We start from the raw sequence: 21,372 nt of genomic DNA, 5'->3' as shown, positions 1-21,372 counted from the left end.
AGGCGCGAACGGCCCGCGTCTCCCCCTCCCCCCGCAGAGGGGGGAAGGGAGGGCGTGGCGGTCATGCATCCCGGATGCCGCCTTCCGTCTCCAGTTCCGCCTCCGGATCGCCCTCGACCTCTGCGGCGTCCACCTCCTGTGGGGCGAGCGCCGGCTTCTCGAGCACGCGCTCGGCCGCCTCGCGCCGGTCGCTGCCCACGAGGTCGCGGGTCTCCGTGCTGAGCGCCCGGGCGGGCCGGATCGGGACGGTCAGAGGCTCGGGCTTCAGGCCCGCCGCGGCGCCGCGCATCCAGCTGGACCCGTCCGGCAGAGCGCCCGCCTGCTGGAGGACGAGGCGGGCGATGTCGCGCTTGCGCACGTCCTCGGTCCGCGCGGCCGCGGCCTCCGGCGACAGGCCGAGCGCCTCCAGCGCCGCGCGCCCGAAGGCGAGCGCCGATTCCGCGGTCTCGCGGATCTGGAAGTCGACATCCCGGTTCATCAGCTCCACCGCGTGCAGGCGGTCGTAGGCGCGCACGAAGGTGCGCACCTCGGAGAATTCCTCGTGCACGATGTCGACGATCTTGAGGGCGCCTTCCCGATCGTCGACGCAGATGCAGACCAGCTCGACCCGGCCGATCCCGGCGGCGCGCAGCACGTCGAGCCGCGTGCCGTCGCCGTAATAGATGCGGAAGCCGAAGCGCGAGGCGGCGCGCAGCTGTTCCACGTCCTTGTCGATCACCGTGGCGTTGATGCCCTCGGCGAGCAGCACCTGCGTCAGGAGCTGCCCGAACCGGCCGAAGCCGATCACCAGGACCCGGGCGTCGCCGCTCTCGGACAGCTCGGCGGAGGGCTCCTCAAGCGCCAGAGTGCTGCGGGCGTTGCGCCGCTCCACGAGCTTGTCGAGGCCCTTGGCGGCGATCGGCCCGATCAGCATGGTCAGCGCGGCAAGCGCCACCGCGAAGCGCGTCGCGGTGGCGCCGGTGAGGCCGAGATCCGCCGCCTGCGGCAGCAGCACGAAGGCGAACTCGCCCGCCGGCGCCAGGACGGCCGCGCCGCGCAGGGCTCCCAGCGTGTCGGAGCCGAACAGCCGGAACAGGCCGGCCACCAGGGCGACCTTCACAAGGATGGCGGCGAGCGTCGCCCCGAACAGGGCCGGCCAGACCTCGCGCACGAGATTGCCGTCGATCGACATGCCGACGCTCATGAAGAACAGGCCGAGCAGCATGCCGCGGAACGGCTCGATATCGGCCTCCAGCTGGTGGCGGAAATTCGACTCGGCGAGCAGGATCCCGGCGAGGAATGCGCCCATCGCCATCGAGAGGCCGACCTGCTCCATCAGCAGGGCGGTGCCGAGCACGACGAGGAGCGCCGCCGCGGTCATCACCTCGCGGGCACCGCTCGCCGCCAGCAGCCGGAAGAACGGGTTCAGGCCGTAGCGTCCGACGAGGACCACGGCCAGGATCGCGGCGAGCGCCTTGCTGGTGGAGGTCGCCGCCTCCCCGAGCCAGGACGCGTCGCTCCCCCCGCCCGCCGAGGCCAGCAGCGGCATCAGGGCTAGGATGCCCACCACCGAGAGATCCTGAAAGAGCAGCACCGCGAAGGCGCGCGCCCCGTAGGCGCTGTTGAGGTCGCCCCGCTCCTCCAGCAGTTGCAGCGCCACCGCGGTGGCCGAGAGGGCGAGCGCGAGGCCGATCACCGCGGCCGCGCCGAAGCTCAGGCCGGCCAGCATGCCGGCGCCGCCGAGCACCAGGGCGCAGACGACGAGCTGCGCGGTGCCCAGGCCGAAGATGTCGCGCCGCATCGAGACGAGCTGCGACAGGTGCAGCTCCAGCCCGACGATGAACAGCAGCAGCACCACGCCGATCTCGGCAACGCTGGCGGCGGTCTCGGGCTCGGCGATCAGCGACAGGCCGGAGGGCCCGATCAGCACCCCGGCCACGAGGTAGCCCAGCACGGCGCTCTGGCCGATCAGCCGGAAGATCGGCACGCCGATCACCGCCGCCGACAGGAAGGTCAGGACCGGCGGCAGGAAGCTCGCATGTTCGACGGGGCTCGCCATGAAGATCGTCCCGGCGCTTCGTCTACGGTTCGCACGCGCAGCATCCGCTTAGCGCGAGCGGCGCCGGGATGCGAGCCGGAACCGGGTGCCGTTCGGCACCGCGGGGGGCCTTGCCGGCCGGATCAGCGCAGCAGCCGAGGCCGGGCGGGGCGCGAGCCGTCGATGAATTCCAGGCCGCCCGCCGCGCTCAGCATGTGCAGGCGGGAGCCCGGCCAGGCCGCCCCGGGGCCGAGGCGGGTCTCGACCCGCTGGGCGTAGCCCTCCTCGTCGAGCCGCAGGATCCGGGCGAGGCCGAGCGCCGCGCCGTAGCCGCCGCGGCAATCCTGCACTGGCCGGATCAGGGCGCCGCCCCGCGCCACGACCGGCCCGGCGGCCCGGGCCGAGCCGACATCGATCAGCACCGGGTTGCGCCGGTGCGGCGTCCAGGGTCCCCGGAAATGCGGGGCGTGCCAGAGGTGCAGGGTGTCGGAGTAGCTCCCGCCGCCCGTCCGGACCGTGGCGAACAGCCACCAGCGGCCGTTATGCTGCAGCAGCGTCGCGTCGCTCGCCACGACGCCATCGACCAGCACCGCCTCGTGGACCCAGCCGCGCGGGAAGGCGGTGGCGCGGTACAGGTCGATCGTCCCGGAGGCGTGGGATTCCGGGATCATCCAGGCTTGCCCATCCGCCTCGAAGACGAACGGGTAGGAGAGGTGGGTCTCAAGCTCCAAAACCGGCTCCGGCCGGCCCCGGGGACCGCCGGCCTCGAAGCCGACCGCCGAGATCACGCCCTTGCCCCGGCGATAGTCGAACTCCTCGACGAACAGGGTCACGGCGCCGTCCCGGGCGATGGCGAAGGGGTCGGCGTAGAAGCGGCGCCCGTCGTCCGGCAGGTCGTTCCAGCCGCCTTCGGGATGACGGCGCAGGTCGATCAGGTCCGGGCCGACGACCTGCCGCCAGCCCACCCGCCATTGCGGCCCCTGGAAGCACAGGGCGTAGAGCCGGCGGGCGACCTGCCGGGCGAGCCCCCCGGCGGCGCGCCGCCCGGCCCCAAACCCGTCGAGGTCGAAGGTCCGGCCCGGCTGCAGCGGCGCCTCGGCACCGTCCGGCAGCGTCGGCGACCCGGCCCCGTCGAGGGCGGCGGCGATCAGCGTGATGGTCCGGGCGAGGTAATCCTCGAAGGCGGCGAGCATCACGGTGTGGGACTCCGCGCCGAGGCGGCCCACCGCAACCGGCGCCCCATCCGGGCCGCGCAGGGCCGCCACCGGCGCCCGGCGGGCGAACAGGGCGGCGAGCAGGCCCGCCTCCCCGGGCACACCGTCAAAATCGAGCCGCCAGACCGGTGCGGCGGCCGGGGCAGCGGGGGCGCCCGAGACGTCGAGGATTATGTCGTCTCCGGTCTGCACAGTCTCGTCCGGCCGGGCCTCGTAGGGCGCGAGGGCGACCGGCTCGGCCGCTGTGGCGAGGCCGGGTCGGGGCAGCCCGTGGATCGCCGCCTCCAGGCGGAACAGCACTTCCGCATTGCCGGGCAGGCCGCTTCCTTGCGTAACCCAGGCGATCCGGACGCGGCGGTCGGGACGCTGCCCGAGCTGGTCGAGCAGGCGGATATGCCAGCCGCGCAGGGACCGGCGGTCGAGGCGCACGGTGACGGACCGCGCAACGGCGCCCTGGCCGGGAGCCTGGGGGCCGGGACAAGCCGGAACCCGGCCGCCGACCGCCGACCGGTCCGAACCGCCGATCACGCGCTCCATCAGCCGAACGGCCTCGCGCTCGGCCTATCGTATTGCGTCACGAGGTGCACGGTGAGGAGCCCTGAAAAGCGCCCTCAGACGGCCGTCAATACGGTCGATGCGGGCTTGGAAGCTGTTGCTTGGCGGTACGATCCAGCAAGACTGGTTGGTTGTCCACCAGAACAATCCGGCCGTGCCGGGCCATTTCTGCCGGTGTCATCAAAAATTGATGCGTTTCGTCCGGCATCGTAAATCTCGCTGCGGGGCCGTGATACCGTGTCACGCGGTTGATCCGGGGCTCGTCCGGGAACCCTCCGTTCGGCTGAGCTGTTCGCCCAGTCAAAGGTTTTGGAGACAGGACATGACGCGCAAGACGCTGACGATGCCGCTCGCCGCGATGCTCCTCGTGGCCATCCCGGGGGCGGCCTTCGCGTTCGGCGGCGGTGGTGGTGGGGGCGACAGCGGCAGTGGGCTCTCGCCCTACGCGGCGCTCAGCGGCAACGATCGGTCGGCCGGCGTGAACAACGGCAATTACCGCGATCCCGCCCTCGATCCCTACATCCGGACCTACGATCCGGAGGCCGCCGCCCGCTATGTCGCCCCGCCGGCGGCCCAGCCGCGCCTGCGCATGCGGCCCTATTACGGCCATCCCTACTGAGATCGCCTGCCGCCGGCCCCGCCCCGGGGCCGGCCTCGATCAGGAGCGTTCGGACCCGGTCGCGGCCCGGATGCGCGTGAGCGTCCAGGCGCCGCCCGAGGGCTTGCAGCCGGTGCCGCGCACGAAGCGGCTGCGCTGTGGCCCGACGACGGAGGCCAGGAAATTGCGGCAGATCAGGTCATCGGCCACATAGGGAAGGCCGGTCGGATTGACGGTGCCATGCAGGCCCGTCTCGGGGTTGTCCCACTTCACGGGGCGTCCGTTGCCCTGCGGATCGAGCGCGACCGTCAGAGCCGCCCGGGCCCGCCGCCAATCCTCTTCGGCAAGGTCGTTCCCGAAGCTCAGGGGCCGCTTCTCGATGCTGCCGGTGACGGTCGGCTCCGCGACCACACGCGGCGCCTCGTCCTCCCCGCGGAAGACGAGCAGCGGCTGGCTGCAGCTGCACAGGACCAGCATCATCGCGAGCGACAGCGCGGTCGTGCCGAAGCGTGACCGCCGCCGTGACCCTTTACACGCGCATCGCCGCATTACACCTGACTCACGACGGGCTTTCCGCTCGACCGAACATGCCGATGTCGGTGCCCCCTCAGGCCCCTGGACGCGGCAAGCAGGAGTCTTGGCGTGGATCAGTTAAGGACCGATGACCCGCGAGGAGCGGACTTCACTCAGAGCGATGATCCAGTGGCTCTGTTTGCCGCCTGGATGAAGGAGGCGGAGGCCGCCGAGCCCGAGGACCCGAACGCGATGGCGCTCGCCACCGCCGGGTCCGACGGGCTGCCCGATGTCCGCGTGGTGCTCCTGAAGGGCTTCGATGCGCGCGGCTTCGTGTTCTACACCAATGCTCAATCCGCCAAGGGCGAGGAGCTGGCGCAGAACCCGCAGGCCGCTCTGGTGCTGCATTGGAAGAGCCTGCGGCGGCAGGTGCGCGCCCGGGGCCAGGTCTCCCCGGTGACTCCGGAGGAGGCGGATGCCTATTTCGCGAGCCGCCACCCGGAGAGCCGCCTCGGCGCGATCGCCAGCCAGCAATCCCGCCCGCTCGCCGATCGTGCCACGCTGATGAGCGCGGTGGCGGAGCTTGCCGAGCGCTACGGTGACGGTCCGATTCCCCGGCCCGTACACTGGACCGGCTTCCGCATCGCGCCGGTGAGCATCGAGTTCTGGCAGAACGGCGATTACCGGCTGCACGACCGGGTGCGCTTCACCCGGGCGGGCGACGGCTGGAGCCGGGCGCGGCTCTATCCCTGAGTTCCTGGCCCTGAAACGAAGAGAGCCCCGGCCAAGGCCGGGGCTCTCGATCGTGTTGAATGGTCGAACGAGGCTCAGGCCTCCTCGCCGTCCTTCTTCTCGTCCTCGGAGGCCTCGGCCTCGGCCTTCTCCTCGGCGGCCTCGGTCGACTGCGCCTCGGCGATGGCGGCCTCCTCGGCTTCCACCTCGGCGCCGAGCACGGTCGGCGGCACGATGTTGGCCACCGGGTCGGTCGCCTCACCGGTGTAGGTGCCGGCCGGGATCTTGATGTCGGAGACGTGGATCACGTCGCCGATGGCGCGGCCGGTCAGGTCGACCTCGATCGCATCCGGGATCTGGTCGGGGGCGACGTCGAGGCTCAGGGTGTGGGCCACGATGTTGAGGGTGCCGCCGAGCTTCTTGATGCCGGGGGCCTCGTCCTCGTTGACGAAGTGCACCGGCACCTCGACCGTGACGGTCTGGCCCGAGACGACGCGCAGGAAGTCGACGTGCAGCGGCACGCCGGTCACCGGGTCGAGCTGGAAGTCGCGCGGGATCGCGCGGATCTTCTTGCCGCCGGCGTTGATCTCGAACAGCGTGGTCTTGAAGCCGCCGGCGTAGATCAGGGTACGGGTGCGGACGAGGTCGACCGCGATGGATTGCGGCGGCTGGCCGCCCCCGTAGATGACGGCGGGAACTTGGCCCTGGCGACGAACGGCCCGGGCGGCCCCCTTGCCGACCCGGTCGCGTGCCACGGCCTCAAGCGTCTTCACAGCGCTCATGGCGTGATCCTTTTGATGGCTGGAGCCGGAACGCGAAAAAGCCGCCCGCTACGGACGGCTGCCGACCTTCCCGGCGCGCCCCTGCCTCCAAGGGTGTCTCGGGGGCGCGGGGTGCGCTTACACCGGTGGGGGCGGATTGGCAATGTCGAGGCACCGTGGACCGATGGCGGGCTGGCCGACCGGCATCCATCATAGGCCCGCCAGCGCCCGCCGCGCGCGGCGCTTCTGCAGCCACAGGGTCAGACCGAGCGCGGTCCCGATCACCAAGCCTGAGACCGCCGTGGTCACCGTGCCGAGCGCGTAGATCTCCGGCGTCGTCACCGTCGTGGTCAGGCCCTGCAATTCCAGCGGCAGGGTGTTGCGGCCGCCGATCGCCTGGCTGGTGCGGGCGAGCTCGTCGAACGACAGGGTGAAGCCGAACAGCGCGACGCCGACGAGGGCGGGCACGAGGATCGGTACCACCACATGGCGCAGCGTCTGCGGGCCGCTGGCGCCGAGGTCGCGGGCGGCCTCCTCGTAGGCCGGGTCGAACCGGTTGAACACCGCGAACATGATCAGCAGGCCGAAGGGCAGCGTCCAGGTGAGATGCGCCCCGAGCGCCGACGTGTAGAGGCCCATCAGCGTGCCGTGATCCTGCAGGAACCCCCAGCCCGTGGCGGCGGCCAGCGCCTTGATGGCGTCGTCGAGGAGCCGGAACTCCAGCCCGATACCCAGCGAGACCACGATCGAGGGCACGATCAGGCTCGACACCGCCAGGGCGAAGACGAGGCCCGCCCCCCAAAACCCCTTCCGGAAGGCGAGGCCGGCGTAGAACGCGATTCCCACAGTGAGCGCCATCACCACGAGGCCGAGCGCCAGGGAGCGCCGCAACGCCGCCCAGATGTCGACCACGCCGACGCCCTCCCACAGCTTGGCGAACCAGTGGGTCGAGAGCCCGTTCATCGGGAAGGTCAGGCCGCCGGAGGGGCCCTGGAAGCTGAGCGCCAGGATCGTCAGCGTCGGCCCGTAGAGGAACACGACGTAGAGGGCGAAGACCGCCGCCAGCAGGTAGAAGGCGCGGCCGCGGGGCTGGTCCATCGCTACAGCTCCCGCCGGAGGTCGATCATCCGGGTGAGCCCCAGGATCATCAGCAGCACGGCGGCGAGCAGCACCATGGCGTTGGCGGCGGCGGCCGGGAATTGCAGGTAGGCCATCTGCACCTGGATCACCTTGCCGACGCTGGCGATCTGCTGGCCGCCCATCACGCCGACGGTGACGAAGTCGCCCATCACCAGGGTCGTCACGAAGATGGTGCCGATGGCGATGCCCGGCTTGGTGAGCGGCAGGATCACGTTCCAGAGGATCTGCGCGCCGGACGCGCCAGCATCGCGCGCCGCCTCGATCAGGCGCCGGTCGATCCGGGCGAGGCTGTTGAAGATCGGCACGATCATGAACACCGTGTCGAGGTGCACGAAGGCCAGCACCACCGCGAAGTCGGAATAGAGCAGGCCCTCGATCGGCTGCCGGATCAGCCCGAGGGCGCGAAGCGTATCGTTGATGAGGCCGTTGCGGCCGAGCAGCGGGATCCACGAGATCATGCGGATCACGTTCGAGGTCCAGAACGGAATCGTGCAGAGCAGGAACAGGCCCATCCGCACCGTGCCGGAGCGGATGTGGAAGGCTAGGAAGTAGGCGATCGCGAAGCCGAGCGGCAGGGTGATCGCCAGCGTCAGCACGACGAACTTCACCGTCGAGAGATAGGTGCGCAAAGTCGTGCAGAGGTCTGCCGACAGGCAGCCGTCGAACAGGTCTGCGTAGTTCTGAAGGGTGAGCGCCGGGATGATGGCGTACTCGTTATACTCCCAGAGCGAGACGATCCCGGTGAGCACCAGCGGGATCACGAGGAAGATCAGGAAGACGAGCGCCAGCGGCGCGGCTTGGAGGTAGGCGAGGCTGCGGCGGGGCCGAAAGGGCGCGACGCGACTCTCCTCCTCCTTGTGGGGAGGAGCCGGAGGTGGGGGTGGGTCAGGATCGAGCGGTGCGGTGCCGTCTGCACCACCCCCACCCCTGCCCCTCCCCACAGGGGGGAGGGGAAAGGTGAGCCCGCTCACGCCGCGATGAACTCGTTCCACTTGCGCACCATGTAGGTGTTCTCGTCCATCACGGCGTTCCAGCAGGCCACCGAACCCATCCGCTGCTCGAAGGAGCCGCCGTCGCGGGTGGCGCCCGCCTTCTCGATCAGGGTGCCGTCGGGGCCCAGAATGTCCTTCTCGGCGGGCTTGCCCTCCATCCAGAAGGCCCACTCGTAGGGCTGCATGTGCTCCTTGGCGGTCTCCAGCACCGCCGAGTAGTAGCCCTGCCGGTTCAGGTAGGCCCCGGCCCAACCCGACAGGAACCAGTTGATGAAGTCGTAGGCGGCGTCGAGCTTCTTGCCGCTCAGGGTCTTCGGGACGCCGAAACCCTGCGCCCAGGCCCGGTAGCCCTCCTTGAGCGGCTGGTAGACGCACGGCACCCCTTGAGCCCGCACCTTCGTGACGGCCGGCGACCACATCGACTGGATCACCGTCTCGCCCGAGGCCATCAGGTTCACGGATTCGTTGAAGTCCTGCCAGAAGGCCCGGAACTGGCCGGCGCGCTTGGCCTCGATCAGCACCTTGATGGTGCGATCGATCTCGGCGCGCGTCATGTTGCCCTTGTCGCCGTAGGTGTAGTCGCCGCTGGCCTCCACCACCATGGCGGCGTCCATGATGCCGATCGACGGGATGTTGAGGATCGAGGCCTTGCCCTTGAAGTCGGGGCTGAGCAGGTCCTTCCAGCTCTCCACCGGCCGCTTGATCAGGTCCGGCCGGATGCCGAGCGTGTCGGCGTTGTAGGTGGTGGGGATCAGGGTCAGCCACTCGGTCGGAGCGGACGCGAAGGTCTTGGCGTTCTGGCCCTCGAGGTAGAACACCTTACGCGGCGCGGTGCCCTGGTCGCCGATCTTTTTGCCGTTGACCTCACCCTTCGTGAACACGCCGGTGATCTTGTCGGCGAGCTTGATCCGCTTGGCGTCCAGGCCGCTCAGATTGCCCGAGGGCAGGATCTTCTTGAGGCTGAAATACTCGGTGTCGATCAGGTCGAACGAGTTCGGCTGGGTCACCGCCCGCTTCGTCACCTCGTCGGTCACGACGGGAATGTACTCCAGGATGATGCCGAGATCCTCCTTCACCTTCTTGGCGATGTCGGAGGACTGGCTCACCGCGGTGCCGAGGTAGCGCAGGGTCACGGGCTCGGCGGCATGTACGGCCGGGAAGCCGGTCACTGGGGTGGCGGCCAAAGCGGCGGCGCCCTTCAGGAGCGTGCGCCGGCTCGGGGAAAGGTCCATCATCGTCTCCGTACGGTTACGCATCGAGGCGGTGGGCGGCGGAAGCGTCCCAGCCGACCGGGATCGTGTCGCCCAGGCCGACCGGGCGGGCAGCGAAATCGGCGTCGCTGAGGATGGCGGTCAGCGCGGCCGGACTCTCGGGCGAGCGCTCCAGCCCGTCGGCGTCGAGGCCGACATGCACGCTGGTGCCCTGGTACTCGACCGCGACCACCCGGGCCGGCAGGGCGGCGGGCCCGGCCTCGGCGCCGAGCCGCATCCGGTCCGCCCGCACGGCGACGAGCCCGTCGGGCACGCGGATCACGTTGTGGCCGCCGATGAACCGGGCCACGAAGGCGGTGGCCGGGCGCTCGAACACAGTGCGGGGATCGGCGGCCTGCTCGATCCGGCCGGCCTGCATCACCACCACGAGGTCGGAGAGCGCCATTGCCTCCTCCTGGCTGTGGGTGACGTGGATGAAGGTGAGCCCGAGCTCGGTCTGAATCCGCTTCAGCTCCACCCGCATCCGCACCCGCAGGAACGGGTCGAGGGCGGAGAGCGGCTCGTCGAGCAGCAGCACCTTCGGGCCGGTGACGAGGGCGCGGGCCAGCGCCATGCGCTGCTGCTGGCCGCCGGACAGCTGGGACGGCAGGCGCCCAGCGAGGTGGCTCATCTGCACGAGATCGAGCATCGCCATCGCCTTGGCGCGGCGCTCCGCCTTGCCGATTCCGCGCATCTTCAGGCTGAAGGCGACGTTGTCGCGCGCGTCGAGATGCGGGAACAGGGCGTAGCTCTGGAACATCATGGCGGTGCCGCGCTCCGCCGGGGCCGCATCGCCCACCGCCTTGGGGCCGATCACCACGTCGCCCGCGCTGGCGCGCTCGTGGCCGCCGATCATCCGCAGCGTCGTGGTCTTGCCGCAGCCCGAGGGCCCAAGCAGGCAGCAATAGGCGCCGGATGGTACCTTCAGGTCGATGCCATCGACCGCAATGGCCGCGCCGTAGCGCTTGGTCAGGCCGATCAGCTCGACATCCATGTGAGGCTCCCCCAGGAGATCACGCAAACGGCGGGCCAGCGCGGCCGTCAGGCCTCCCGCCGCTCCGCCGGATCGACCGCCCGGTCGAGCACCCGCCCGCGGCCCGGTTCGGACAAGACCTTCCCATCCTCGGCGATCACCGCGCCGCCCGCGATGGTCATCACCGGCCAGCCAGTCACCGAAAAACCCTCCCAGGGCGTGTAGTCGGAGCCGTGGTGGAGGATGTCCTGGCGGATGGTCTCGCGCCTGTTGGGGTCCCACAGGGTGAGGTCGGCGTCGAAGCCCGGGGCGATCGAGCCTTTGCGCGGATACAGCCCGTAGAGCTTCGCGTGGTTCGTGGCGGTGAGCGCGGCGAACTGGTTGAGGCTGATCCGCCCCTTCGAGACGCCCTCGGAAAAGAACACCGGCAGCCGCGTCTCGATGCCCGGGATGCCGTTCGGGATCCAGCGGAACGAGGTCTTGCCGCGTGGGTTCAGCTTGCCCTGTGGGTCGTCGTAGCGGAATGGGGAGTGGTCGGAGGAGACCACATCGAAGATCCCGCGCCGGATGCCGGACCACACCGCCTCCTGGCTCTCCTCGTCCCGCGGCGGCGGCGAGCAGACGTATTTCGCCCCGGCCATCGGATCGATGGGGCCGTCATCGAGCCCGAGCCCCTTCATGTGCTCGGCCGTGAGGGTGAGGTATTGCGGGCAGGTCTCGGCCCGGATCTTCAGACCCCGCGCTTGCGCCCAGGCGATCTGCTCGGTGGCCTCGCGGCCCGAGACGTGGACGATCACGATGGGCAGGTCGATCAGCTCGGCATGGCTGATCGCCCGGTGGGCCGCCTCGCGCTCCACCACCTCGGGACGGGACAGGGCGTGACCGTAGGGCCTGGTCTCGCCGGCCCGCTCCAGCCGGTCGCTGAGATAGCGGATCGCGTCGTAGCCCTCGGCGTGGACCATCACCCGGGCGCCCTGCCGCCGCGCCACATGGAACACGTCGAGGAGCTGGCGGTCGTTCAACACGAGGTCGTCGTAGGTCATGAAGACCTTGAACGAGGTGTAGCCGTCGGCCACCAAAGCCGGCAGCTCTTGGCCAAGCACGGCTTCCGTCGGGTCCGAGATGATCATGTGGATCGCCACATCGACGTGGCACTGGCCCTCGGCCTTGGCCCGGTAGGCATCGACGGCTTGGCGCAGCGAGCCGCCCCGGGGCTGGACCGCGAAGGGCATGACGCAGGTGTTGCCACCCGCCGCCGCGGCCCGGGTGGCGCTGGCGAAATCGTCCGCCATGACGATGCCGGGGCCGGGATCCTGGGCGATGTGGACGTGGCTGTCGATCCCGCCGGGCAGGACCAGCAGGCCGGAGGCGTCGATCACCCGGGCGGCATCCGCGATGCCCTCGGCCACCGCGACGATGCGGCCGCCGCGCACGCCGATATCGGCCCGCACCGTGTCGCTCGCCGTGACGACGGTGCCGCCGCGGATCGCCAGATCGAATTCGGGCATGCGGTTCCTCCTCTGTGCGGCCGAGCCGATGCATGGTCCGCGCCGATTCGGGCGATCGTCATCGCGGCGGCAGGAGGTCATAGCCGGTTGTCGGGGTCCAGCGGCTCCCCGTCATGGGTTTCCAAGGGGCGTGCCCTTTGGCGGGGGATCGGGGCAGAGCCCCGATCTTGGCCTTTGCCCGAGCCCATCAGAGCTCCGCCCTGAACCCGCGAAAGGGCACGCCCTTTCGGATCCGGAACTTTGGCGCGGAGCCTCGACGGCGCCGTCGCGTGGAACTGCGCCCACACCCGCCGCATGTGGCGGGCCGAGGCGAAACCCGCCCGTTCGGCGACCTGTTCGAGGCCGAGATCCGTCTGCGCGATCAGGTCCCCCGCCCGCGCGATCCGGACGCGGTTGACCGCCTCCGTCACGGTCATTCCGGCATGGAGCCGGAACAGCCGCGCGAGATTGCGCGGGCTCGCCCCGACCAGCGTGCCGAGCGTGGCGGGCGACCAGTCCTGCACCGGGTCGGCCACGATCGCGTCCTGCGCCCGGTGGACCACCGGATGCAGGTGGCTGCGGCCCTCCAACCAGGGGGAGAGCTGCGGATCGTCGGGGCCGCGGCGCATGTAGACGACCAGGGTGCGGGCCACCGCGACCGCCGTTGCCGGGTCGGCCCATTCGGCCACAAGATGCAGCATCAAATCGATGCCGGCGGTGACGCCGGCGCTGCTGAACCGGTCACGGTCCTGCACGAACAGCCGGTTCTCCAGCACGTTCGCCCGGGGCGCCGCCGCCCGGAGGCGGGCGCAGCTGCCGTGATGGGTGGTGCAGGCGTAGCCGTCGAGCAGGCCGGCCCGCGCCGCCAGCAACGCGCCCTCGCAGACCGTCACGACCGTGTGGCCGGGCCGGATCGCCGCGCGCAGCCACGCCACGATTTCCGCCTCCGCGGCAGTCTCCGCGGCCCGGTCCCGGTCGGGGCCCAGCGGGTGCTCGGTCGCGCCGGGCAGGAGCACCACCGTCCCGGGCGCGATCTCCGGCGGCAGCGGGCCGGCGCCGCCGAGATCGAGCCCGATCGAGCTGCGGATCGATCCCTGCGGCGCCGCGTAGCGCAGATCGAAGGCGATCCGGTCCTGCACCGCCCCGGCGATCCGCAGCACCTCCATCGGGCCGGCGAGATCGAGCAGCAGCGCCCGGGGCGGCAGCACCACCAGGACCGGGATGCGGCGCCCCGGTCCGGTCATGCGGCGGCGGCCAGCGTCCGGCCGGCCAGGGCCTGCTCGACCGTGGCGATGCGGGCGAAGCGGTCGGTGAGCACCAGCTCGGTGCGGGCCTTGATGTCGTCGGCCTCGAAGCGGCGGCCATCCGGATGGGTCATAGCGAAGGTCAGGGTCGCCTCGGTAACGAAATCCACCTGCCAGCCGCTGTCGGAGGCGTGACGGGTGGTAGTCTCACAGCATTGCTCGGTCCGGATCCCCGACACCATCAGGCGGCGGATGCCGTGCTGCGTCAGCCAGCCCGCAAGGCCGCTATCGACCAGGGCGCTGTGCCGGCGCTTGTGGAACACGGCCGCGGGCGCGATCACGATGGGAGCGAGGGTGCGGACATGGCCCGATTCCAGGGAGAAGGGCCCGGTCTCGGCGAGGTGGAGCACCTGCAGCACCGGGATGCCGCGCGCCACGGTGCCGTCGATGAGCGCCTGCTGACGCTCTACGAAACGCGGGATATCGGCCTCGGTCCAGAAGGGCCTGTGCCGGAAGGATTCCTGGACATCGATGACGAGCAGCGCAACATCGGACATTTCCTGCCTCCGCAAGGGTGGATGCAGGGCCAGCATCCGTCTCCCGGCCTGCGCGCGAAAGCAACCGCGTGGCCAACGTGCGGACATTTCCGGCCATCCGGAGCACAGGCATGACGCGGCATCCTGAAACAATCTTCGTGCTGACCGGGGCCGGCGTCTCGGCCGAGAGCGGGCTCGGCACGTTCCGGGACCGCGGCGGGATCTGGGCGCGGTTCGATCCCATGAAGCTCGCCACCCCGGAGGCCTACGCGGCCGACCCCGACACGGTGCTCGACTTCTACGACCATCGCCGCCGGGGCGTGATCGCGGCCGAGCCGAACGCCGCCCACGTCGCCCTGGCGCAGGCCGAAGCCCGGCTCGCCGGGCGGGGCGGGCGGCTGTTCCTGTGCACGCAGAACGTCGATGACCTGCACGAGCGGGCGGGCTCCCAGGCGGTCACCCATATGCACGGCGAATTGCTCAAGGCCCGCTGCTGTGCCTGCGGGACGGTCACGCCCTGGCGCGCGGATCTTACGCGTGCGGATGCCTGCCCGGCCTGTGGCGCCGAGGGCCGGATGCGGCCGGACGTGGTCTGGTTCGGCGAGATGCCGATGCACCTCGACGCGATCGAGGCTGCGCTGGCCGAGGCCGACCTGTTCGTGGCGGTGGGCACGTCCGGGGCGGTCTACCCGGCGGCCGGCTATGTGCGGCAGGCCCGGGCCCTCGGAATTCCGACCTGCGAGATCAACCTCGAACCCTGCGATAACGCCGACGCGTTCGACGCGGCGCGGTATGGGCCGGCCAGCGAGGCGCTGCCGCGCTATTTGGCTGATCTGGGGTTGTGACCGGACCGAAGCCGGCAACGCACTGAGAAGCCTGTGTATTCCAGTCTAAAAGGCGTTGCGACGACCAAGGATCTATGTCCTAATTTTAGCGAATCACATTCTTGCGAGCTGTCAAGAACTGTTCGGATCGTTGCTGAGCGGTTACAACGGTCAAGCTTGGGCTCGGCGTCGCGGCCCTCCCGAGCGTTCGTTGAAGCCACAGGGGAAGCTACGACCCATGCAGCACTTCACCGTAACCGACCGCGAGCGTGACACCGTCCTGGCGGCGTTGCGCTATTATCAATTCTACCGGATGCAGGGACATCCCTTCGACCCGCGCCAGGACCACCTGATCGACACGATCGCCGGCCAGACCGGCGAAGCCCTGAACCTCACGGAGATCGACGATCTCTGCGCCGGCCTGAACGGCCACCGCCACGCCCTGGCGGCCGCCGCGGCCTAAAGCTGCACCACGGGGCGGCTGGTCCGCCTCGGTTATCCCGCGCGCGGGACAAGAGCGGGACGATCCCCTCCGAGATGAGCGCAAGCGTCGCCGGAGCCGGATCCTTCCCGGTTCGGGAGGCTTCCGATGCCTCCCGCCTCCCCCGAAAGGCCGGTTTCACCGTGCCTGGAAACATGCCCTAACGATCCCGCGGGGCCCTCCGGCCCCGTGAGGTCCGGGGATACCCATGCCGAGCATGCGGACGGGTTCGGGATGGCTGTGCCGCGGCGCGCTGCGGGCGGCCGCCTTGATCCTCGGCTTGAGCCCCGCCGTCGCGGCCGAGAGCGTTGCCACCGCGCTGGTAGTCTCCGTCGATGTCTCGCAATCCGTCGATGACACCCGGTTCCGGCTGCAGATGGAGGGCATCGCCGAGGCCCTGGAGGATTCCTCTGTCGTCGGCGCCATCACCGGCAATCCGGGCGGCATCCTGTTCGCGATGGTCACCTGGGCGGACCGGGCCGATCTCGTGGTCGGCTGGCGGCGGATCGCCAGCCGGGCCGACGCCGTCGCCACCGCCGCGCTGGTGCGCGCCACGCCCCGACAGGCGGGCGAGTTCACCTGCCTCGGCCAGATGTTCCGCACGGTGACCGCGGGGGTGCTGCCGGCGCTGCCGGTTCCGGCCGAGCGGGTGGTGGTCGATGTCTCGGGTGACGGCATCGACAACTGCACCGACGCCGAGAGCCTGAATGGTGCCCATGAGGCGCTGCTCGCCACCGGCGCGACGGTCAACGGCCTGCCGATCCTGGTTCCAGGCGAGAATGACGTGGTCGGGGCTGGGGCCTATCGGGCGCCCGGCTACGGCCTACTGCCGACCCCGCTGCCGCAGGAGCGCACGAGCCTGGAGCAATGGTACCGCGCCCACGTCATCGGCGGCCCGGGCGCGTTCCTGCTGGCGGCGGAGGGCTACGGCGACTTCTCGCGGGCCCTGCGGCGGAAATTCGTGATCGAGATCAGTGCGCTGGGCCGGTGAGTCGCTGATCTGACGGGGTTTCCAAAGGGCGTGCCCTTTGGCAGGGTCCAGGGGCGGAGCCCCTGGGTCTTTCGCAGGGCTCTGCCCTGCACCCGCAAACGGTCTCGGACCTTTTGAAACCCTGACTTCGGGTCAGGGAGCCTTCTTCAGCTGCTGCTCGGCCCGGGACACGGCGGCCTCGCAGCCCTTGGCGTCGCCCTTGGAATCCGCCGTGCGCGCCTCGTCCAGGGCGACCTTGGCCTGCTGGGCGGCGTCCGCACCCTGGCCGGCCTGGGCCGACTTCGCCGGCGGGGCCTCCGGTGATTCCTTGGCCCGCTGACCCTCCGTGCCGGTGACGCCTTCGCCGGCGCGCTTGGCGGCGTTGCCCTGGCCGCTGGTATTCGCCGAGATCGACTGGCTGACCTCGGACTGGACGCGCTTCGAGAGGCTGTCGATCCGGTCGCCGCACGGTGAGGCGAGGGCGGGGGCCGCCGTCAGGATCAGGCAGGCGGTCAGGGCGCAACGCATCATCGGATCGGGTCTCTTTCCAAAAAGAAGGGGCCGCGGGTTCCCCCACGGCCCCAACGCCTCGCGACGGGTGACGGTTCAGGCGCTCAGCTGATCGCGGATCGGCAATTGCCGGACCCGCCGGCCGGTGGCCGCGAAGATCGCGTTGGCGATCGCCGGTGCCACCGGCGGCACGCCGGGCTCGCCGACGCCGCCGAGCGGCCCGTCATAGGTGCCGGTCGGCACGAGGTGCACGCGAACAACCTTCGGAGCGGCGTCGATCCGGATGATCTCGTAGCCGTCGAAATTGTTCTGCACCGCCCGGCCCTGCTTGAAGGTGATCTCGGAGGTGAGGGCGAGCCCCATCCCCATGACCACTGCGCCCTCCATCTGCGAGCGGATGCGCTCCGGGTTCACCTGCGGCCCGCAATCGACCGCGATGTCGATCGCCTTCACCTGAACCTGGCCCTTGTCGTCGACCTCCACCTCGGCCGCCACCGCCGTGTAGGTGACGAAGCTGTAGTGGCCGGCGATGCCGAGGCCGCGACCCTTGGGCATCTCGCGACCCCAGCCCGCACCCTTGGCGGCTGCCTCGATCACGCCGCGCAGGCGGCCGGTCTCGATCGGGTAGCGCTTCGGGTCCTCGCCGTAGTTCCAGACGTCGCCGATCTCGGTCGGGCTGATCTTCCGGTCGGGGCCGATCAGCTCCAGCAGGTACTCCTTCGGCTCGCGGCCGGCGGCGTGCGCCAGCTCCGACACGAAGGACTGGATCGCGAAGGCGTGCGGGATGTTCGACACCGAGCGGAACCAGCCGACGCGGACATGGGCGGCGGCCTCGGGGTTCTCCAGCCGCATGTTCGGGATGTTGAGCGGCGTGTTGACCAGCCCCATCCCGAGCTCGAACGGCAGCTCGTGCTTCGGATCAGGCGCGAAGATCGAGCCGATCGTCGGCGCCACCGAGCGGTGCAGCCACGCCACCGGCATGCCCTTCTCGTCGAGGCCCGCCTCCAAATGCTCCACCGAGATCGTGTGGTAGAAGCCGTGGTGGATGTCGTCCTCGCGGGTCCAGGCGAGCTTCACCGGCGCGCCGCCGACGGCCTGCGAGCAGAGCGCCGCCTCGACCACGTAATCGGGCTTGGACTTGCGTCCGAACCCGCCGCCGAGCAGCGTGACGTTCACCTTCACCTTGTCGTCGGGCAGCTTGAGCGCCTTCATCAGGCGATCGTTGGCCGCCTGCGGACCCTGGACGCAGGCCCAGGCCTCGCAGAACCCGTCCTTTACCCGGGCGACCGCCGCCGGGGGCTCCATCGGCGCCTGAGCGAGGTGGGGCACGAAGTACTCGGCCTGCACCTTGGTCTTGGCCTTGGCGAGCGCGCCATCGACGTCGCCCTGCGTGCGCACGACCTTGCCGGGCTTGCGCGCGGCGGCCTCCAGTTCCTTGCGGAATGCGTCGGTGTCGTAACCGGCGTTCGGGCCGTCATCCCAGGTGATCTTGAGGGCGTCGCGCGCCTTCAAGGCCGCCCAGGTGTTCTTGGCGACCACCGCCACGCCGCCGAGCGGCATGAACTCCGTGGGAATCGGGGTGGCGTCGATCTTGAAGATCTTCACGACGCCCGGGACCTTCTTGGCCTCGCTGTCGTCGAAGGACTTCACCGTGCCGCCATAGACCGGCGGGCGCGCGACGACCGCGTAGAGCATCCCGTCGAGCTTGGTGTCGAGGCCGTAGATCGCCTTGCCGGTGGTGATGTCGAAATTGTCGATCAGCCCGATCTTGCCGGTGCCGATGTAGCGGAAGTCCTTGGGGTCCTTCAGCGTCACATCGGTGGGCACCGGCAATTCGGCGGCGGCCTGGGCCACCGCGCCGTAGCCAAGGGTGCGGCCCGACTTGGCATGGGTCAGGGTGTGGTTGACGGCCGTGACCTCGGAGGCCGGCACGCCCCATTGCTTGGCCGCGGCCTGGATCAGCATCAGCCGCGCGGCGGCGCCGGCGTGGCGGAAGTGCTGGAAGAAGTGGCGGGTCGAGCGCGAGCCGTCGGTGTCCTGGTTGCCGAAGCGAGTCTCGTCGCCCCAGGCCTGGACCACCTTCACCTTCGACCAGTCGGCCTCCAGCTCGTCGGCAACCGTGAAGGCCACCGAGGTGCGGATGCCCTGGCCCATGTCGGAGCGGTGGTTGGTCACCGTGACGGTGCCGTCCGGCGCGATCGCGATGAAGACCTTGGGGTCATCGCGCCAGCCGTGCGGCATGCCGTCGGCGCCGAACTTCTGCTCCTTCTGCTCCTTGGTCTGGGTCTCGTCGGCCCGGGCGGGGCGCAGCGAGAGGGCCAGCACCAGGGCGCCGGCGCCGCCGAGGATGCCGCGGCGGCTGACGTTGTCGAGGGCCGGCTTGGTGCCGGCGGCGAGCTCAGCGCTCAGCTTGGCGTCGTGGATCACAGGCGCTCTCCCTTGCTGGCGGGCGCCGTCTGGCCGGCGGCCTGATGGATCGCGGCGCGGATGCGCGGATAGGTGCCGCAGCGGCAGATGTTGCCGCTCATCGTGGTGTCGATGTCCTCATCGGAGGGCTTCGGCGTGTCCTTCAGGAGGGCGGCGGCCTGCATGATCTGGCCGCACTGGCAGAAGCCGCACTGGGCGACGTTCTGGTCGCGCCACGCCACCTGCACGGGGTGGTTGCCGTCCGGCGACAGCCCCTCGATGGTGACGACCTCCTGGCCCGCCGCCGCCGAGACCGGCGTGATGCAGGCGCGGGTCGCCGCGCCGCCGAGATGGATCGTGCAGGCCCCGCAGAGCGAGACACCGCAGCCGAACTTGGTGCCGGTGAGCCCGAGTTCGTCCCGCAGGTACCACAGCAGCGGCATGTCGGGGTCGCCGTCGAAGCTGCGCGCAGCCCCGTTCACGGTGAGTTTGATCATCGTTGCGTCCTGTCTGGCGGCGCCGGAGCGGCGTTCAGTCGGGTCCGAGCCGGGCCTTGAAGCCGATGCCAGCCTTGCTGGCTAACGCGTGCCGATGCGGGGAGATCGCCGGGCAAACGCTCAAGCTCAGAATAATAAATATTCTAAAGCAGGCGTTGGGCGGGGCGCAACGCAGAGAAAGGGCGGGTCATCCCGCCGTGGTTGCGTTCCGGGTATGCCACGTGCGGTGGCGCACGTGAATCGAGCAGACGAGCGACGCGCGGTGATCGTGCTCTGGCTGACGGCGCCCGCTGGCCCACCACGCCGCGACGCGGTATAAAACGAGCCCCGTGGTTCTAACCTCGGATCTCGACAGATGGACACGATCAGCCTCGCGGATGCGGAGACACAGCTCAGCGCTCTGATCGAGCGCGTCGCGATCGGCGATTCCGTCGCGATCACCCGTGACGGTCGTCCGGTTGCGCTTCTGACCCGCACCGACAGCCCGTTGCAGCCCATCAGTCTCGACGTCCTTCGCGCGGTGACCGCCGCCATGCCGGAGCAGGGTGAGAGTGCTGGGTCCTTCATCCGCACCATGCGGGATGAAGACCGCTATTGAGATCCTATGTCGACACCTCGGTCTTGGTCTCAGCGCTGACCAAAGAGACCCGGACTGCGGATGTGCAAGCCTGGATGGCGCGTCAGAATCCAGGCGACTTGGCGATCAGTTCTTGGGTCATGACGGAGTTCTCAGCCGCTCTCTCGCTGAAGATCCGCTCCGGCCAGCTCAGGCTCGAACATCGAGCAGCGGCCCTGTCCGCCTTCTCTCGGATCACGGCGGAGTCGTTCCACGTGCTCGCGGTCTCCGATCGGCATTACCAGGTTGCAGCTCGGTTCGCCGACCAAGCTCCCCTCGGAGTGCGAGCCGGCGACGCGCTACACCTTGCCATCGCGTTCGAGGCCGGATTGAGTATCGCAACCCTCGATCGCAAGCTCGTCGAGGCGGGGAGTGCTCTGGGTGTGCCGATGGAGCTGTTGTGACTTTAGGCGCGCCCCTCCTGGAGGCGCCCCTACCAACTTGATGATCGCGATGAACGGATCCTGCCGGCCGCTCACCCCTCGAAAGTCTTGTCCGCACCTACCAAGAGATAGCGACCGTTCTTCGGCATGGGAAAGCCGTATCCGTCGCCAGGCTTCTCGAACACTAAGATGCCCGCTTTGTGATAAGCGCTGCCGTAAAGCTCAACGCCGATTTTCTGCAGGGCCAGATGAATAGCCTGCACAGAATCTACGCCTGCACCAAAACTATCCCAAGCGGCATCTGGCCACCCAATAGTGTAGCGGCAGATCCACATGCCATCGGAAAATTCTGGAGCGCTTATAGATATTTTACACTCCTTAGATTCTGGGCCCGTTCGAATTGATAGTAATCGCTCTGCAATAATCATGGTCTCACCATCAAAAATTCAATGGAGGAATTGGGTGACCGTTCTCACATGCGACAAACCTGACCATTGCCTGCGCATAGCAGGGCCTAAGACCAGTAAATTTGCAAACAATCAAATCGCGTCGATTCATTTCTGCGCATTCCTCTAGCCGCCTTGATGAGGCGTAGAGTTGTTTCTTAAATCGATCAGTTTTTATAATATCTATTTTTTTAGTGCTCCCGTCTCTTGTCCAGCGCCCTGCGCCA

General features: G+C 69.4%; 23 protein-coding genes. 7 read left to right on the top strand and 16 right to left on the bottom strand.

What is annotated here, in order from left to right:
• Positions 1-61: 61 nt before the first annotated feature.
• The 3 genes from BLQ49_RS22755 to BLQ49_RS29830 form a co-directional block, all read right to left on the bottom strand.
• Positions 62-2,038, bottom strand: coding sequence for a monovalent cation:proton antiporter-2 (CPA2) family protein (locus BLQ49_RS22755; RefSeq protein ID WP_091720061.1), 1,977 nt, complete (start codon positions 2,036-2,038; stop codon positions 62-64).
• A gap of 122 nt (positions 2,039-2,160) precedes the next feature.
• Positions 2,161-3,768, bottom strand: coding sequence for a glucosamine inositolphosphorylceramide transferase family protein (locus BLQ49_RS22750; protein ID WP_091720041.1), 1,608 nt, complete (start codon positions 3,766-3,768; stop codon positions 2,161-2,163).
• An 85-nt stretch (positions 3,769-3,853) separates the two neighbouring features.
• Positions 3,854-3,994, bottom strand: coding sequence for a hypothetical protein (locus BLQ49_RS29830; RefSeq protein ID WP_167627762.1), 141 nt, complete (start codon positions 3,992-3,994; stop codon positions 3,854-3,856).
• Positions 3,995-4,108: 114 nt separating this feature from the next.
• Between BLQ49_RS29830 and BLQ49_RS22745 the strand changes: the two genes are divergently transcribed.
• On the top strand, positions 4,109-4,405 hold the full coding sequence (locus BLQ49_RS22745) for a hypothetical protein (protein WP_091720039.1): 297 nt from the start codon (positions 4,109-4,111) through the stop codon (positions 4,403-4,405).
• A gap of 39 nt (positions 4,406-4,444) precedes the next feature.
• Here BLQ49_RS22745 and BLQ49_RS22740 read toward each other — a convergent pair whose 3' ends face one another.
• Positions 4,445-4,933, bottom strand: coding sequence for an RT0821/Lpp0805 family surface protein (locus tag BLQ49_RS22740; RefSeq protein ID WP_091720038.1), 489 nt, complete (start codon positions 4,931-4,933; stop codon positions 4,445-4,447).
• 93 nt (positions 4,934-5,026) lie between these two features.
• Between BLQ49_RS22740 and pdxH the strand changes: the two genes are divergently transcribed.
• Positions 5,027-5,650 (top strand): pyridoxamine 5'-phosphate oxidase, encoded by a 624-nt coding sequence (pdxH, locus tag BLQ49_RS22735; protein WP_091720035.1) that lies wholly within the window; start codon positions 5,027-5,029, stop codon positions 5,648-5,650.
• Positions 5,651-5,724: 74 nt separating this feature from the next.
• Here pdxH and BLQ49_RS22730 read toward each other — a convergent pair whose 3' ends face one another.
• From BLQ49_RS22730 to BLQ49_RS22695, 8 genes are all read right to left on the bottom strand, one after another.
• A complete protein-coding gene (locus tag BLQ49_RS22730) occupies positions 5,725-6,411 on the bottom strand; it encodes a 50S ribosomal protein L25/general stress protein Ctc (protein ID WP_091720032.1) in 687 nt (228 codons plus the stop codon).
• A 189-nt stretch (positions 6,412-6,600) separates the two neighbouring features.
• Positions 6,601-7,488 (bottom strand): ABC transporter permease, encoded by an 888-nt coding sequence (locus tag BLQ49_RS22725; RefSeq protein WP_091720029.1) that lies wholly within the window; start codon positions 7,486-7,488, stop codon positions 6,601-6,603.
• Between the two features lie 2 nt (positions 7,489-7,490).
• A complete protein-coding gene (locus BLQ49_RS22720; protein WP_091720025.1) occupies positions 7,491-8,501 on the bottom strand; it encodes an ABC transporter permease in 1,011 nt (336 codons plus the stop codon).
• Entirely contained in the window at positions 8,498-9,754 is a 1,257-nt protein-coding gene (locus BLQ49_RS22715) for an ABC transporter substrate-binding protein (protein ID WP_091720016.1), read from the bottom strand. The genes BLQ49_RS22720 and BLQ49_RS22715 overlap by 4 nt, the downstream gene beginning before the upstream one ends.
• 16 nt (positions 9,755-9,770) lie before the next feature.
• Positions 9,771-10,766 (bottom strand): ABC transporter ATP-binding protein, encoded by a 996-nt coding sequence (locus tag BLQ49_RS22710; protein WP_091720012.1) that lies wholly within the window; start codon positions 10,764-10,766, stop codon positions 9,771-9,773.
• Between the two features lie 47 nt (positions 10,767-10,813).
• A complete protein-coding gene (hydA, locus tag BLQ49_RS22705) occupies positions 10,814-12,253 on the bottom strand; it encodes a dihydropyrimidinase (protein WP_091720010.1) in 1,440 nt (479 codons plus the stop codon).
• A gap of 77 nt (positions 12,254-12,330) precedes the next feature.
• Complete coding sequence (locus tag BLQ49_RS22700) at positions 12,331-13,476, bottom strand: GlxA family transcriptional regulator (RefSeq protein ID WP_091720009.1); 1,146 nt, start codon at positions 13,474-13,476, stop codon at positions 12,331-12,333.
• Entirely contained in the window at positions 13,473-14,033 is a 561-nt protein-coding gene (locus BLQ49_RS22695; protein WP_091720008.1) for an isochorismatase family protein, read from the bottom strand. The genes BLQ49_RS22700 and BLQ49_RS22695 overlap by 4 nt, the downstream gene beginning before the upstream one ends.
• 110 nt (positions 14,034-14,143) lie before the next feature.
• Between BLQ49_RS22695 and BLQ49_RS22690 the strand changes: the two genes are divergently transcribed.
• From BLQ49_RS22690 to BLQ49_RS22680, 3 genes are all read left to right on the top strand, one after another.
• Complete coding sequence (locus BLQ49_RS22690) at positions 14,144-14,857, top strand: SIR2 family NAD-dependent protein deacylase (RefSeq protein ID WP_091720007.1); 714 nt, start codon at positions 14,144-14,146, stop codon at positions 14,855-14,857.
• 217 nt (positions 14,858-15,074) lie between these two features.
• Positions 15,075-15,299, top strand: coding sequence for a hypothetical protein (locus BLQ49_RS22685; RefSeq protein ID WP_091720005.1), 225 nt, complete (start codon positions 15,075-15,077; stop codon positions 15,297-15,299).
• A 235-nt stretch (positions 15,300-15,534) separates the two neighbouring features.
• Entirely contained in the window at positions 15,535-16,308 is a 774-nt protein-coding gene (locus tag BLQ49_RS22680) for a DUF1194 domain-containing protein (protein WP_091720208.1), read from the top strand.
• Between the two features lie 132 nt (positions 16,309-16,440).
• Here BLQ49_RS22680 and BLQ49_RS22675 read toward each other — a convergent pair whose 3' ends face one another.
• From BLQ49_RS22675 to BLQ49_RS22665, 3 genes are all read right to left on the bottom strand, one after another.
• Positions 16,441-16,818 carry a hypothetical protein gene (locus BLQ49_RS22675; protein ID WP_091720004.1) on the bottom strand — a complete coding sequence of 126 codons (378 nt, stop codon included), beginning with the start codon at positions 16,816-16,818 and terminating at the stop codon, positions 16,441-16,443.
• A 75-nt stretch (positions 16,819-16,893) separates the two neighbouring features.
• Positions 16,894-19,224, bottom strand: a complete 2,331-nt coding sequence (locus tag BLQ49_RS22670) for a xanthine dehydrogenase family protein molybdopterin-binding subunit (protein WP_091720002.1) — start codon at positions 19,222-19,224, stop codon at positions 16,894-16,896.
• Complete coding sequence (locus BLQ49_RS22665; RefSeq protein ID WP_091720000.1) at positions 19,221-19,700, bottom strand: (2Fe-2S)-binding protein; 480 nt, start codon at positions 19,698-19,700, stop codon at positions 19,221-19,223. The genes BLQ49_RS22670 and BLQ49_RS22665 overlap by 4 nt, the downstream gene beginning before the upstream one ends.
• A gap of 355 nt (positions 19,701-20,055) precedes the next feature.
• Between BLQ49_RS22665 and BLQ49_RS22660 the strand changes: the two genes are divergently transcribed.
• Together BLQ49_RS22660 and BLQ49_RS22655 are read left to right on the top strand one after the other, a co-directional pair.
• A complete protein-coding gene (locus BLQ49_RS22660) occupies positions 20,056-20,298 on the top strand; it encodes a type II toxin-antitoxin system Phd/YefM family antitoxin (RefSeq protein ID WP_091719998.1) in 243 nt (80 codons plus the stop codon).
• The gene (locus BLQ49_RS22655) at positions 20,295-20,720 is read left to right on the top strand and encodes a type II toxin-antitoxin system VapC family toxin (RefSeq protein ID WP_091719997.1); all 426 of its coding nucleotides are present in this window, start codon (positions 20,295-20,297) and stop codon (positions 20,718-20,720) included. The genes BLQ49_RS22660 and BLQ49_RS22655 overlap by 4 nt, the downstream gene beginning before the upstream one ends.
• 71 nt (positions 20,721-20,791) lie before the next feature.
• Here BLQ49_RS22655 and BLQ49_RS29150 read toward each other — a convergent pair whose 3' ends face one another.
• Positions 20,792-21,127, bottom strand: coding sequence for a DUF6968 family protein (locus BLQ49_RS29150; protein WP_143012295.1), 336 nt, complete (start codon positions 21,125-21,127; stop codon positions 20,792-20,794).
• Between the last annotated feature and the right edge of the window lie 245 nt (positions 21,128-21,372).

This window comes from Methylobacterium phyllostachyos (assembly GCF_900103445.1).
GTDB lineage: Bacteria > Pseudomonadota > Alphaproteobacteria > Rhizobiales > Beijerinckiaceae > Methylobacterium > Methylobacterium phyllostachyos.
This window is presented reverse-complemented; position numbering and strand designations above follow the sequence as displayed.

Coding starts and splice junctions, on each gene's coding strand:
- BLQ49_RS22755 (WP_091720061.1), bottom strand. CDS start 2,038: ATGGCGAGCCCCGTCGAACATGCGAGCTTCCTGCCGCCGGTCCTGACC.
- BLQ49_RS22750 (WP_091720041.1), bottom strand. CDS start 3,768: ATGGAGCGCGTGATCGGCGGTTCGGACCGGTCGGCGGTCGGCGGCCGG.
- BLQ49_RS29830 (WP_167627762.1), bottom strand. CDS start 3,994: ATGCCGGACGAAACGCATCAATTTTTGATGACACCGGCAGAAATGGCC.
- BLQ49_RS22745 (WP_091720039.1), top strand. CDS start 4,109: ATGACGCGCAAGACGCTGACGATGCCGCTCGCCGCGATGCTCCTCGTG.
- BLQ49_RS22740 (WP_091720038.1), bottom strand. CDS start 4,933: ATGCGGCGATGCGCGTGTAAAGGGTCACGGCGGCGGTCACGCTTCGGC.
- BLQ49_RS22730 (WP_091720032.1), bottom strand. CDS start 6,411: ATGAGCGCTGTGAAGACGCTTGAGGCCGTGGCACGCGACCGGGTCGGC.
- BLQ49_RS22725 (WP_091720029.1), bottom strand. CDS start 7,488: ATGGACCAGCCCCGCGGCCGCGCCTTCTACCTGCTGGCGGCGGTCTTC.
- BLQ49_RS22715 (WP_091720016.1), bottom strand. CDS start 9,754: ATGGACCTTTCCCCGAGCCGGCGCACGCTCCTGAAGGGCGCCGCCGCT.
- BLQ49_RS22710 (WP_091720012.1), bottom strand. CDS start 10,766: ATGGATGTCGAGCTGATCGGCCTGACCAAGCGCTACGGCGCGGCCATT.
- hydA (WP_091720010.1), bottom strand. CDS start 12,253: ATGCCCGAATTCGATCTGGCGATCCGCGGCGGCACCGTCGTCACGGCG.
- BLQ49_RS22700 (WP_091720009.1), bottom strand. CDS start 13,476: ATGACCGGACCGGGGCGCCGCATCCCGGTCCTGGTGGTGCTGCCGCCC.
- BLQ49_RS22695 (WP_091720008.1), bottom strand. CDS start 14,033: ATGTCCGATGTTGCGCTGCTCGTCATCGATGTCCAGGAATCCTTCCGG.
- BLQ49_RS22690 (WP_091720007.1), top strand. CDS start 14,144: ATGACGCGGCATCCTGAAACAATCTTCGTGCTGACCGGGGCCGGCGTC.
- BLQ49_RS22685 (WP_091720005.1), top strand. CDS start 15,075: ATGCAGCACTTCACCGTAACCGACCGCGAGCGTGACACCGTCCTGGCG.
- BLQ49_RS22680 (WP_091720208.1), top strand. CDS start 15,535: ATGCGGACGGGTTCGGGATGGCTGTGCCGCGGCGCGCTGCGGGCGGCC.
- BLQ49_RS22675 (WP_091720004.1), bottom strand. CDS start 16,818: ATGATGCGTTGCGCCCTGACCGCCTGCCTGATCCTGACGGCGGCCCCC.
- BLQ49_RS22665 (WP_091720000.1), bottom strand. CDS start 19,700: ATGATCAAACTCACCGTGAACGGGGCTGCGCGCAGCTTCGACGGCGAC.
- BLQ49_RS22660 (WP_091719998.1), top strand. CDS start 20,056: ATGGACACGATCAGCCTCGCGGATGCGGAGACACAGCTCAGCGCTCTG.
- BLQ49_RS29150 (WP_143012295.1), bottom strand. CDS start 21,127: ATGATTATTGCAGAGCGATTACTATCAATTCGAACGGGCCCAGAATCT.